12 protein-coding genes are annotated in these 12,876 nt (G+C 58.9%); 10 read left to right on the top strand and 2 right to left on the bottom strand.

What is annotated here, in order from left to right:
- The first annotated feature begins 217 nt into the window (after positions 1-217).
- The 4 genes from KZJ38_RS18035 to KZJ38_RS18020 all read left to right on the top strand — a co-directional run bounded on the left by KZJ38_RS18035 (position 218) and on the right by KZJ38_RS18020 (position 4,152).
- On the top strand, positions 218-889 hold the full coding sequence (locus tag KZJ38_RS18035; RefSeq protein ID WP_219797550.1) for a flavin reductase family protein: 672 nt from the start codon (positions 218-220) through the stop codon (positions 887-889).
- Positions 879-2,114, top strand: coding sequence for an AMP-binding protein (locus tag KZJ38_RS18030; protein ID WP_219797549.1), 1,236 nt, complete (start codon positions 879-881; stop codon positions 2,112-2,114). Before KZJ38_RS18035 ends, KZJ38_RS18030 begins: the two co-directional genes overlap by 11 nt.
- A 138-nt stretch (positions 2,115-2,252) precedes the next feature.
- A complete protein-coding gene (locus tag KZJ38_RS18025; RefSeq protein ID WP_219797548.1) occupies positions 2,253-3,629 on the top strand; it encodes an aldehyde dehydrogenase family protein in 1,377 nt (458 codons plus the stop codon).
- Between the two features lie 169 nt (positions 3,630-3,798).
- Positions 3,799-4,152 (top strand): DOPA 4,5-dioxygenase family protein, encoded by a 354-nt coding sequence (locus tag KZJ38_RS18020; protein WP_219797547.1) that lies wholly within the window; start codon positions 3,799-3,801, stop codon positions 4,150-4,152.
- 323 nt (positions 4,153-4,475) lie between these two features.
- On the opposite strand, the gene ftrA is transcribed toward KZJ38_RS18020, so the two are convergent.
- A complete protein-coding gene (gene ftrA, locus KZJ38_RS18015) occupies positions 4,476-5,441 on the bottom strand; it encodes a transcriptional regulator FtrA (RefSeq protein WP_219797546.1) in 966 nt (321 codons plus the stop codon).
- 125 nt (positions 5,442-5,566) lie between these two features.
- Here ftrA and KZJ38_RS18010 point away from each other — a divergent pair, with 125 nt between their 5' ends.
- Positions 5,567-5,977, top strand: coding sequence for a rhodanese-like domain-containing protein (locus tag KZJ38_RS18010; protein ID WP_219797545.1), 411 nt, complete (start codon positions 5,567-5,569; stop codon positions 5,975-5,977).
- Between the two features lie 28 nt (positions 5,978-6,005).
- Here the strand turns inward: KZJ38_RS18010 and KZJ38_RS37160 are convergent, their stop codons facing one another.
- The gene (locus tag KZJ38_RS37160; RefSeq protein ID WP_425518367.1) at positions 6,006-6,647 is read right to left on the bottom strand and encodes a methyl-accepting chemotaxis protein; all 642 of its coding nucleotides are present in this window, start codon (positions 6,645-6,647) and stop codon (positions 6,006-6,008) included.
- A gap of 1,141 nt (positions 6,648-7,788) precedes the next feature.
- Here KZJ38_RS37160 and KZJ38_RS18000 point away from each other — a divergent pair.
- From KZJ38_RS18000 to KZJ38_RS17980, 5 genes are all read left to right on the top strand, one after another.
- Positions 7,789-8,403, top strand: coding sequence for a DUF1007 family protein (locus KZJ38_RS18000; RefSeq protein WP_246641532.1), 615 nt, complete (start codon positions 7,789-7,791; stop codon positions 8,401-8,403).
- Positions 8,397-9,557 carry a nickel/cobalt transporter gene (locus KZJ38_RS17995; protein ID WP_219797543.1) on the top strand — a complete coding sequence of 387 codons (1,161 nt, stop codon included), beginning with the start codon at positions 8,397-8,399 and terminating at the stop codon, positions 9,555-9,557. Before KZJ38_RS18000 ends, KZJ38_RS17995 begins: the two co-directional genes overlap by 7 nt.
- Before the next feature lie 130 nt (positions 9,558-9,687).
- The gene (locus KZJ38_RS17990; RefSeq protein WP_219797542.1) at positions 9,688-11,019 is read left to right on the top strand and encodes an epoxide hydrolase family protein; all 1,332 of its coding nucleotides are present in this window, start codon (positions 9,688-9,690) and stop codon (positions 11,017-11,019) included.
- Positions 11,020-11,296: 277 nt separating this feature from the next.
- Positions 11,297-12,052 (top strand): SDR family oxidoreductase, encoded by a 756-nt coding sequence (locus tag KZJ38_RS17985; protein WP_219797541.1) that lies wholly within the window; start codon positions 11,297-11,299, stop codon positions 12,050-12,052.
- Positions 12,053-12,256: 204 nt separating this feature from the next.
- Positions 12,257-12,835: a YbhB/YbcL family Raf kinase inhibitor-like protein gene (locus KZJ38_RS17980; protein ID WP_219797540.1), complete on the top strand. Its 579-nt coding sequence runs from the start codon at positions 12,257-12,259 to the stop codon at positions 12,833-12,835.
- Positions 12,836-12,876: the final 41 nt, after the last annotated feature.

Raw genomic sequence — 12,876 nt, 5'->3', positions numbered from 1 at the left:
CATCGGACATTTTTTTCGAAAACGATTTTTCCGTGAATTCTACGCCGTCGTGCCGGTAAAAAAGCGGCGAGCCGTGCAATTATGCGCGGCGATTTCGCTTTACTTCGATGATCAAGTCGTATTCCGAAAGGTGTCGCCTTGAATTTTGTTGGAATCGCTGTTATCTTTTGTCGAAATCGATTTCGGATAGCGATTCAGTGATCTCCCGGAGATGAGTATGACAAGTAGTCCGGCAGACGAAGCCTTCGGCTCGGGCGCGATCTTCTACGACCCGGCCGCAGGCTGCGGCCTGCCCTACAACCCATTCAAGGCGATCGTCGCGCCGCGCCTCATCGGGTGGATATCGACGCGTTCGCCGGCGGGGCAGCCAAATCTCGCGCCCTATAGCTTCTGCGGCGCATTCGCGACCTATCCGTCAATCATCGGCTTTAGCAGTGAAGGCTTCAAAGACAGCATCCGCAATGTCGAGCAAACACGCGAGTTTGTCTGGAACCTTGCCACGCGCCCGCTTGCGGAGCAGATGAACCTGACGGCGGCGTCCGTCCCGCCTGATGTCGATGAGTTCAAGCTGGCCGGCCTTACACCAGTTGAAGGGCGCAACGTGTCGGTACCGCGCGTTGGCGAATCGCCGGCGGCGCTCGAATGCAGGTTGCTGCAAATCATTCAGTTGCGTGACCTCGGCGGCGAACTGACGGAGAACTGGCTTGCACTAGGGCAGGTGGTGGGCGTGCACATTCAGAAGGCGTATCTGAAGGATGGCCTGTTCGACACGCATGCCGCGCAGCCGATATTGCGCGCCGGTTACGTCGCCGACTACGCGCAGATCGGTGAAATGTTTCAGCTGCTGCGCCCGGCGGTCGCCGCGAACGTAGATCGCGATGGCTTTTGACCTGCTCGAGTCGCACAACGCTGGGTTGGTTGCCTTGCATTATGGCGACCGGACATTTACGCGCGGCGAGCTAAGAACCGAATCGCGGCGTGCTGCCGCTTTCCTGCGCGGGCTCGGGTTGGGGAGAGGCGATATCGTCGCGGTATGGTTACCCGAGGGCGCCGTGTGGATGCAATTGTTCTTTGCGGCTGCGCAACTCGGCATTTTGATGGTGCCTGTGAACGCACGGCTTCAATCACAGCAGGTGCTGCACGTCGTCAAGCGTGCGAAAGCGCGCGCACTCATGGTTCCGCAAAAATTTTCCGATTTCGACTACGTTGGTGCTGCGAAAGAAATCAAGGCTTCGTGTATCACCTTGCAGCACATCGTCGAGGTCGCGCGGTTCGACAGCTTCGAATGGAGTTCGTTGAAGCCTTACTCCCGCCGGGAGGGCCGGGAGACCGATTTGCTATGTGCGTTCACTACGTGCGAAACGAATGACACACCGCGGCTTGCAGTTCACACCGCGGGCGGCATTGCGCGGCACGCGCACACGCTCGCGCGGTTCAATGACATGCGCGAGAGAGATGTTGCGCTCTGCGCGCTCCCTCTTGATAACGCGCTCGGGTTTGCGCATGTCATGACGGCGCTGGCGTCCGGTGCTGCCTGCATGTTAATGCCGGCATGCCGGACCGAGCACATAGCCGCCACGATCGAGCGGCACCGTGTTACGCATTTCTTTGGCTCGGACACGATGATGGACGCGGTACTCAATGTTGGCGACTACCCGCTCGCCAGTTGGCGGCGTGGGGCATTCCGCGAGCGCGGGGGGCTTGGGCGTCGTGTTGCCACTCAGGCATGGAAGTCGCGGGGCGTAAAGCTCACTGCGTTATACGGCATGTCCGAATGCCTGGCGATGCCAGTCATGTGTAGTCGCGAGGATGAGGCGTTGCAATGCGGCGTGCCCAGCGGTGCGCTCGATTCCGCAGATATCGAGTTTCGAATTGTCGATCGCGTAAGCGGCGCCGCCTTGCCCGACGGGCAACAAGGTGAATTGCAACTGCGCGGCTACAACGTGATGGCCGGCTATCTGCACGACCCGAAGGCGACATCTCAAGTTTTCTCGATAGGCGGCTGGTTCAGTACCGGCGAGTTCGCCTATGCGGAGGGCGGCGCGTTTCACTTCGTCGCGGCAGCGAAAGACCGCCTGCGCTCGCAGGATTCGCTCGATTGTCTGGAAATTTGAAAAAACGATTTCGAAGTCATGTTCTGCAGCCTTCTTGAAGAATCTCAACTTAGTTTGTATATTCTAGCGAAATCGGTTTCGAAAGGCCGATTGCTACTTTCCTTTCATTGAGAAGATGGATGCTTCAAGGAGCAGATCATGAGCTTTAGTACTGTCAACCCGGCAACGGGCAAGGTAGTCAAGGAATTTCCGCTTCAATCGGACGAGCAGGTCTTCAACGCGCTGACCACCGCGGATCAGCGTTATCGCGAGGACTGGCGGCACAGGCCGGTCGCCGAGCGGGCAAGGATCGTCGCGCGCGCCGCGCGAATTCTGCGCGAGAAGCGCGACGAATACGCCACATATCCGACCCTCGAGATGGGCAAGGTCACCGCGCAAAGTTACGCAGAAGTCGATCTCGTCGCCGACATTCTCGACTACTACGCGAAAAACGCGGAACAATTCCTCCGGCCGCAGCCGGTGCCTGGCGAGCCGGGCGCCACTGTCGTGTCGGAGCCGGTCGGCGTCATTCTCGCGATCGAGCCGTGGAATTTCCCGTACTATCAGTTGGCCCGTGTCGCCGCGCCGCAAATCATCGCGGGCAACGTTGTGATGATGAAACACGCTGAAAACGTGCCGCAATGCGCGCTCGCGTTCGCGCGGCTGTTCGAAGAAGCGGGTGCGCCGGAGGGCGTCTATACGAACCTCTTCATCAGCATCGACCAGGTTGCGAAACTCGTCGACGATTTCCGCGTGCGCGGCGTTGCACTGACCGGCAGCGAAAGAGCAGGGACGTCCGTGGCCGAACGTGCAGGACGCAATCTGAAGAAGGTGATTCTCGAACTCGGCGGCAGCGACCCCGCGCTTATTCTCGAAGACGCGCCGATGGACCATGCGGTCGAACAGATCGTGATGGGCCGCACGTTCAACGGAGGGCAGGGTTGCGTCAATATCAAGCGCGTAATTGTGGTGGGCAAGGCGCGTGGCGAAAAAATGCTGGCCGAACTGAAGCAGCGGTTCGCGGCAATCCGGGTTGGCGACCCGACCGACGAAAAGACGCAGCTTGGCCCGATTGTCAGCGAGCGCGCGCTTGAAGGTCTGCTTAACCAGGTTGCGGCAGCCAGGGCAGCGGGCGCGACGATCGTCCATGGCGGCAAGCGTGTCGATCGCCCGGGGTTCTTTCTCGAGCCGACAATCGTCACGGATATTGCAGTGGACAATCCGCTTCATCAGCAGGAAGCGTTTGGACCGGTGCTGTCCTTCTATATCGTGAACAGCGAAGAAGAGGCGATCAAGTTAGCCAACGCGACCAAATATGGTTTGGGTGCGTTCGTTTTCTCTGCCGATATCGGGCACGCGCAGCATGTTGCGTCTCTTATCGAAGCCGGCATGGTGTACATCAATTCGTGCTTCGTCGATTCACCGGGCTTGCCTTTTGGCGGCGTGAAGAATTCCGGCTTTGGGCGGGAGCTGTCCGAACACGGTATGGGTGAATTCCTGAACCGCAAGTTGGTGCGTATTGCCAATGCCGCTTGAGGTGGGTCGATAAGGCGACGGCGCGGGTCTCCCTGAGGAAGCCAGCGCCGTCGCGCTCTTGCGGAGAAGTTCGGCCGCAAGAGCGCGTGTATCTGCTAGCAGCGCGATAATGAGCCGGTGACGGTCGAAGTTTCAGGGACCATATGGGTCATTTTTTTTGGACACTGCTATGTCTACACGCAGCACGAGCGTGATCAAAAGCTGGCACGCTCATGTCTATTTCGATGCCGATAGCCGCGACGCAGCCTGGGTCTTGCGGCAAGTAATCGAGCAGGAACTTGGCGCAGGCATCGAGCTTGGGCGTTTTCATGAGCGGCCTGTCGGACCTCATCCGCAGTGGTCGTATCAACTTGCATTCGCGCCTGAGCGCTTCGCCGCGATCGTGTCGTGGCTGACGCTCAATCATGGTGCGCTTGACGTGTTCATCCATCCGAACACGGGAGATTCGCTGAGCGACCATCGCGATGCTGCAATCTGGATCGGTCAATCATATGAATTGAAGCTCGACGCATTCAGCAGCTGATATCTCTCGCCGGTCTCGCCTTGCCATTATTTTTGTGAATGGAAAGGTGATGGCGATTCGGCGCAGATAATAAATGGCTAACGACGGCGCATAGTACGAACATCCGGCAAAGCTTCCGCTGACAACGGGACGCCGGGCGTTTTTTATGCGTTGGAGTAGATCATGTTTGCGTTTTTACTTGAAAAGCTGGGTGAGTGGATCGGGCGGGCGCACGAACGCCGCTGCGTCGATTACCTTTCGTGTGCGTGCGATCTTGCGGAACTTGAGAGACGCATGCGCGCGATTGAGCGGGACGGTATTCGCGCTTGTGGCGAACGTGAGCGTTAAGGAATCGCGCGGTTGCCGAACTTTTGTCGATACGCGACCGGACTGGTAAATGCTATTCGGCGGAAGTGTCTGCGCATAGACTCCTCTGACCCGAAGCCCGCTAGCTCCGCAACGCAGGCAATAGGCAAGGACGCTTTTCCTTCGAGCAATTCACGGGCGACGCCAACGCGTTCACGTATCAGCCATTCATAGGGCGCCATGCCGGTGGCATCGTGAAACTGCCGTTGCAGTGTGCGCGGGCTAACCGCCGCACGATCGGCAAGCGAGCGAAGTGTGTGCGGCAATGCGGGATGCTCGCGCACCCAGTCCATCAATTTCGCGAGACGCCCGCCTTCATCCTGCGGCATAGGGCGGGGGACAAATTGGGCTTGACCGCCCTCGCGATGGGGCGGTAACACGAGGCGTTGTGCAACTCGATTCGCCACGGTACTGCCATAGTCGCATCGCACGAGATGAAGCAGCATATCGAGTCCGGCGGCTGATCCGGCCGATGTGATGACTTGTCCTTCGTCAGCGTAAAGAGCGTCGGGCCGCACGCGGATATGCGGGTAGCGTTCCTGCAAGGCGGCGGCATAGCGCCAATGGGTGGTGACGGTTTTGCCGTCGAGCACACCCGCCGCAGCAAGCACGAATACGCCGGAACAGATCGAGCAAAGCCGTGCGCCACGTTGATAAGCGGCGCGAATCTTCTTTAGCAGAGGCTCGGGTGGCAGTTCGTTCATATCACGCCAACCGGGCACTACGATTGTATCCGCGCGCTCAAGCAACTTGAGTTTGTAGGGCGCCGAGATCGTGACGCCGCCGGCCGCGCGAAGCGGTCCGGGTTCAATTGCGCAGACAGCGAACTGATACCAGTCGACATCAAGTTCCGGCCGCTCGAGCGCAAACAATTCGGTTACGCAGCCGAATTCGAACGTGCAGAGATGGTCGTAAGCCAGCGCCACGACAAGATGATTGTTCATGGCGCGATGTTACCGGAGATTGGCGATTGCGCCACTTATCGTGCGAACGGTCAGTAGACAAAATAAGAACGCCTGAATCGTTTCGCCAGAATCTCCACGACCCTCACGTTTATCGGACGTCAAACATGTCGACCATCAACGAACTCAACTCCGTCACCTCGATGGCCGCGGCAGACAGCGCGGCCGCACTCGCTCATTTCCAGGCGTCGCTGCGACTCGAAACCGACTGCTCCGATGTCGCTGCAGCGTTCCGCAGCGGTAAGCCGGGGTTCGTATTGCTCGACGTCCGCAGTCCGACGATGTTCGCGACAGGTCATGTGCCCGGTGCCATCAATCTGCCTCACGGAAAGATCGTCGCGTCGAAGCTCAGCGGTTATCCACTCGATACGCTCTTCGTAACGTACTGCGCTGGACCTCACTGTAATGGCGCGACCCGAGGGGCGATACAACTGGCGAAGTTGGGGCGGCCGGTGAAGGTGATGATCGGCGGGATCACCGGTTGGCTCGACGAGGGTTTAGAGCTGACGGCGGCTTAAGTTCGATGGTCGACCTGAAGCCCCGCGATTAGCAACCCTGTTCAACCAGAAACGCCGACATCGCGCCACGCAGCTGTTTCGCCTGCTCGCGCAAGCTGCCCGATGCCGACACAACGCCCTTCACGTGCTCGACATTGCCGCCGAGCGCAGAGTCCATATTGTCGATGCCTTCGCTAAACCGGTCGACATCGCGGCTCTGCTCGTCGCTGGTCGAACTGATTTGCTGAATCAGTTCCGCTACATTCTCGACCTGTCCGACCACATGACGCATCGCGTCGCCGGCCTGCGTGGCAAGCGAAGAACCGCGCTGCACACGCTGCAGAGAATCGGTGATCAGTGCCTTGATATCGTGCGCGGCGCCGGCGCTTCTTTGTGCGAGCTTGCGCACTTCATCAGCCACGACCGCGAAACCTCGGCCGTGTTCGCCCGCGCGCGCAGCTTCGACCGACGCATTCAGCGCAAGAATGTTGGTTTGAAACGCAATGCCCTCGATCGTCGCAATCATGTCGCCCATGCGGTTCACCGCTTCGTCGATCTCGGTCATCGTATTGACGACTTCACCCACGGTCGCGCCGCTTTGCTGCGCAACCGACGACGTCTGTTTCGCGAGGCGGTCGGCACTGGCCGCGTGCTCGGCGCTGGCGCGCACGCGTTTGGCGATCTGCGCCATCGCGACGTTCGTCGACTTGAGCCCGTTCGCTTGCGTGGCGATATCGTTCAACAGCGTCTGATTTTCGGAAGCAATGTTTTCCGACGAAGCGGCTATCCGGTCGATCGTCAGCGTGATTTCGCGCATCACGTGATGGATCGCGTCGAGCGTGCTCTTGAAGGTGCGGCTGCTTTCGCCCTTGAGCGTCATCGGCGGGAAGCGCAGATCGAAACGGCCTTCTTCGCGCGACAGACTTTCGCCAAGCATCGCGAGTTCGCGTCCCGCCCGCGCGTCGGTTTTCATCTGCAATGCAATGAAGACGAGCAGAGTCGTTTGAGCGATCACGTAGGCGGCGTGCAACAGAACCGTCGATAACGCGGGCTGGGTGAAGCAGTACACGCCGAAGCCGGCAAGCTGCAGATAATTGAACGTGAAGTGATGCACGGCGATCACCGCGGCCGCGCAGACGATGGGCCGCCAGTCGCGATACGCGAGCAAAAAAGACATCAAAACGAATACGCCGAAATGCAGTTCGCCGAGCCCGCGCGCCTGATGAATCTGCAATGCGGCCAGCGTCATGAGGCTGGCGGCGAGAACGAGACGTGTGACGAGTGCGCCTGCATACCAGAACACCATGGCCGACGCGATGACCCCGGTAGGCAGTGCAACCCACATGACTGCGGACCACGTGAAGCTATAAGTCGCAAGCACCGCTGAGACGCCCACCAGACACCACACGATGGCGAGCATCAGCCAGTCTGCCTTTGCGTAGATGCCACGTAGCAACTTGTCCGTTGATTCCATATCGGCCCCCGTGCGACTGATGTCGCTGTGTGCTATGCCAATGGCATGCTCGCCGCTCTATGCTTTCGATTTTTGTTTTCAGCTTTCAGCTCTACATGGCGGCGGCAATGCATACCGTCATTGCTCTCAGGTGAGCAGTCTTTGGCGAGGTGTTGTAATAGGTTGACTTCTTATGACCGTCGCCGCGTCGATCATACAAACAAGATTCTTTTCCGACAAGGCTACTAAGTGATAGCGCAAACGTTTGCAATGGCGATCTAATCGGCGCGCGTAAAAATTTAATGAAATCGCATAGCCGCGATTTCACCACATTGCGTTCCGCACCGTTTCTCAGTCATGCGAGAATGCCGCGTCATGATTGAACCAGCAAGCGAATGCGATGTTGAATCCGCGCGTCATCCGGCTGTTGTTGTCGATTGCCATATTGCTTGTGTCGGGCACGGTTGTCGCGCATCCGCATGTGTGGATCCGGTTTGCGGCGCGTGTGCAAATGCAAGGCACGCGCGTGATTTCAATAGCGGAAATGTGGCGCTTTTCGGAAGGTTTTCCCGTTCAATTGGTCGGCGTTGATGCGTTGCCCGATAACGGGCCACTCGACGCAAAGCAGACCGCAATTTTCCGCGAACAGGCCTTTTCGTCGCTCGCGGGCGCGCAATACTTCAGCCATCTCTTTGCAGACGGACAAGCGCTGGATTTCGGCGACCCCACCGGCTTTCGCGTATCGGTCGATCATGGCAAGCTTGTCTATACGTTCGTATTGCCGCTAAAGATGCCCATAGACGTGAAGGCACACAAAGTCTCGCTTGGCATCTGGGACGATTCGTTCTTTGTCGACTACGAGCCCGATGGTGCGAATGCCGTCACGATCGAAGGACACGCCGCAGCGACCTGTACCGCGAAGCCGTTCACGGATCACGCACATCCCATTTTCAACGGCATCGTCGTGCCACAGGCGATGGCGATCTCATGCTGACATTCAATCGCTCGATGCTGGGCGTTCTGCTCGCGCTGTGTATTGCGGCAATAACCTTTGCGTGGATTACGCCGGCTAATGCGGCAACATCTATTGCGGCAACATCGCACGTCGATGTATTCGGCCGCCCGGTTCAAGCGCCGTCAACGTCCGCGACGGCGAACGATTCAAATGCGTCGAGTACGACCGGCACAACGCCCGTCGCGGAGCCCGCACACAAGTTCGTGCTGCCTGAATTTGCTCGCAAGGTATTGGCCTTCTCGATTGTCTGGCAGGGCAGACTTAACGCGAGGCTCGCCGATGCCGCTGCAGACTTGCATCGTTCATCAACGGCATTCACGTGGCTCACGTTGATTGGCCTCGCATTCGCCTATGGCGTGTTGCATGCGGTCGGACCGGGGCACGGCAAGCTCGTCACCGGCACGTATCTCGGCTCGCGCAATACGCGCGTCGCCGAAGCGGTTTCGCTCGCGGCATGGACCGCGACGGTGCAGGCGATGAGCGCGATCGTGCTCGTATTCGGCGCCGCATGGTTCGCGAAGCAGGGCATGTCGAATGTGCTTTCGAATGCGGCGTCGCTCGACGTGACGAGTTGTCTGCTGCTCTGCCTTGCAGGCGGCTGGACGATATACACGACGCTTGCGCGCCACGACTGTTGCGATGATGCCGGCACATTGAAGCTCGTGCCCGATGAGCGGTCTATCAGGTCGCAAAGCGCCGAGTCGCTCGACGAACCGGCGTATCTGGGCAATAAACTGCAGTTCCACGCGCGGCGCTCCTCAAGCCAAAGCATGTTCGCGCGCTCCAAACGCTCGACCGCCTCGCAAATTCTCGCGACCGGGTTCGCATCGGGCGTGCGGCCATGCGTGGGATCGATCTTCGTGCTGATCGCCGCGATTGCGGCACACACGCCGTTTGTCGGCATCGCGGCGACCTTCGCCATCGGTGCTGGCGTCGCGCTAACGGTGACGCTGTTCGGCCTTGGCGCGATCGGTGCGAATCGCCTGATCAGCGCGCGTGGCATTCGCATTCGTTCGAAAATGAAAACGGCGCAACGTGTGTTCGCGGTAGCAGGTGCACTCGTTATCGTGCTGTTCGGCGCGGCGCAGGCGGCGCTGATCCTCACCGGCTATCTCGAACCGGCCATCACATAGGTCGACGTTTTTTACCTGTAAGGTACAAGTGATGTTCAACTGAATGCATTTACGCTCCTCGCGTGTGTACGCACAATCACGCCATCTTCTGTGAACTACCGTTTGCAGACAACGATGTTAAGGAGCAGAAATGTCTAACGATACCTTTCCCTCGGTCCCGTCCCGCCGTCGCTTTCTCGGTGTGGCGGCGGCGGCTGTTGCAGCGGGCACATTGAGCAAGCTCGCGTTTGCCGATACGAATCAGACGATCGCTGAAGTGGCGCAACCGAAGGGCGGCGATAAAACAGCGATTCGCCGTTTGCGCGTGCATGCGCCGGAAGCTCAACTAACCGATTTGCGCAGACGAATCAAAGCGACGAAATGGCCTGAGCGCGAAACCGTCACCGATACATCGCAAGGCGTCCAGCTCGCGACGATGCAAAGCCTCGCGCAATACTGGAGCACCAGTTACGACTGGCGCAAGGTCGAAGCGCGATTGAACGCGCTGCCGCAATTCGTCACGGAGATTGACGGGCTCGACATCCATTTCATCCATGTGCGCTCGAAGCACGAAAACGCGCTGCCGATGATTGTCACGCATGGCTGGCCCGGCTCGATCATCGAGCAGATGAAGATCATCGATCCGCTGACGAACCCGACCGCGCATGGCGGCAGTGCATCGGATGCGTTCGACCTCGTGATTCCGTCACTGCCCGGTTACGGCTTCTCCGGCAAACCGACTCAGACCGGCTGGGATCCGCAGCGCATTGCCCACGCATGGGTCGCGCTGATGAAGCGTCTTGGCTATACGCGTTATGTCGCGCAGGGCGGCGATTGGGGCAACGCGGTGACCGAGCAGATGGCGCTGATTGCGCCGCCGGAGCTGCTGGCCATTCACACGAACATGCCGGCCACGGTGCCGGACAATATTGCAGAGGCGCTCAAATACGGCAATCCGCCGCCCGCCGGTCTCACGCCCGACGAGCAGCACGCATTCGATCAGCTCGCTTACTTCTATAAGCATGGCCTTGGTTATGCGCAGGAAATGGCGAACCGTCCGCAGACGTTGTATGGCATCGAAGATTCGCCGATCGGCCTTGCCGCGTGGATGATCGATCACGACGCGGCGAGCGAGGCCCTGATCCAGCGGGTTTTCGCCGGCCAGACCGAGGGCCTTTCGCGCGACGACATTCTCGACAACATCACGCTGTACTGGCTTACCAACACAGGCGTGTCATCGGCTCGGCTGTACTGGGAAAACAAGCTGAACTTCTTTGCGCCGAAGCATGTCGCGATTCCGGTTGCCGTGAGCGTGTTCCCCGATGAGATCTATGCGGCGCCGCGCAGCTGGACCGAGAAGGCGTATCCAAAGCTGATTCACTATAACCGTCTGCCCAAGGGTGGGCACTTTGCCGCCTGGGAACAGCCCGTGGAATTTACAGCGGAAGTTCGCGAAAGCTTCCGGTCGTTCCAGCAGGCGTGAGCGGGCAATACATTTCAAGCACTAGTTAGCATGAGCGCGGTCCCTTTCTGAGGGGCCGCGCTCGCGCTTGCATTCTGGATTGGTGCATATAAGACAACACCGCGAGCCGGTTCGTGTGTCTACTGCGCGCCGCGTCGCCTGCCTACGATGACGCTTACCGCATTACTTTCTTTAGCCTTGCATTTGGCGGTATTCGGCCTATGCTGAAAAACCAGCTTATGCACCGCAACCAATGGGCTGCAATCAAGGGCCCAGTCTTCGACAAAAGAGGCTACTCATGAAAATTGTCGTTATCGGCGGCACCGGGCTGATCGGCTCGAAGGTGGTCACGATTCTGCGTGAAAGCGGCCATGATGTTCTCGCCGCATCCCCTCGAAACGGTATCAACACGATCACGGGCGAAGGCGTGAAGGACGCGTTGGCCGGCACCCAGGTCGTGGTCGATCTTGCCAATTCGCCATCCTTTGAAGACAAGGCCGTGCTCGAGTTCTTCGAAACGTCGAGCCGCAATCTGTTGCCGGCGGAAACCGCTGCCGGTGTGAAGCATCATGTCGCGCTCTCGATTGTCGGAATCGAACGGACGCCTGAGAATGGCTATTTCCGTGCGAAAGTCGCACAGGAAAAACTGATCGAGCGCTCGGGCATCCCCTATACGATCGTCCGGTCGACGCAGTTCCTCGAATTTCTCGGCGGCATCGCCGACAGTGCGATGGACGGCGGCAAGGTCAGGGTCTCGCCGGGTCTGTTCCAGCCGATCGCATCGGACGACGTCGCTGCGATCGTCGCCGACGTGGCCCTCGCATCGCCGAAGAACGGCATCATCGATATCGGAGGCCCCGAACGCGGGCCGTTCAACGAAATCGTCGCACGCTATCTGAAGGCGGTCGGCGATCCGCGCGAAGTCGTGCGCGACCCCGACGCGCGTTATTTCGGCGGCCTCGTCGACGATCAATCGCTGGTGCCTTTAGGCGATGCCCGCCTTGGACGCATCGGCTTCGACGAATGGTTCAAGCGTTCTCGCGCGAAAGCCTGATTGCCGATACGGATATGCATCACCATGGCGGAGTTGATGGTCCCATTCGGGGTCTCAGCTCCGTTCGTCGTTAACCGCTCTGTCCTTGCCTATCGCGTTGCCCGAAAGACAACGCGCTGATTCGTGAGGGCGCCTTCCGCAGTGCTTCGTTGAAACCTATTGTGCCGATCGAGGCACACGTTTCTTTCCACGACGGAGCGAACCATGCGATCGGCGCACACGCTAAGAAGCACACTCCTTATCTCCGCGGTTATCACGATGACGATGACGTCTGTCGTCGCTCACGCGGAGCCATTCACAGTAAAGGTCGGCAATCTCGCTCATGGGCGCTTTGCCAACGAGCAGGTGTACGGCGGATTCGGATGTCACGGCGACAATGTCTCGCCGCATATTTCATGGAGTCGTCCTCCGGCTGCTGCAAAGAGCATTGTCGTGACGATCTACGACCCCGATGCGCCGACCGGTGGTTTAGGTTGGACGCATTGGGAAGTCGTCAACATACCGGCGTCGCAAGCGTCGCTTGAAAAGGGCGCATCGGGCAACGCAGGGAGGTTGCCGGCGGGCGCTATCGAGACGCTGACCGATTTCGGCGAATCGAAATACGGTGGACCTTGTCCGCCTCAAGGCACATCGCATCGATACATCGTGACCGTCTCCGCACTCGATGTTGCGCACCTCGACGTCGAGAAGAAGTCGAGTCCCGCGCTCGTTGCCTATCAGATGCACGGGAAGATCATCGTGCAGGCGCGATATGTGGCGAAGTATCGCCGTGCGGCCGATTGACGCGCGACGATGGGTGCGCCGCGATGTGATGCGTCGTCGAT

It is taken from the genome of Paraburkholderia edwinii, from assembly GCF_019428685.1.
Taxonomy (GTDB): Bacteria; Pseudomonadota; Gammaproteobacteria; order Burkholderiales; family Burkholderiaceae; genus Paraburkholderia; species Paraburkholderia edwinii.
This window is presented reverse-complemented; position numbering and strand designations above follow the sequence as displayed.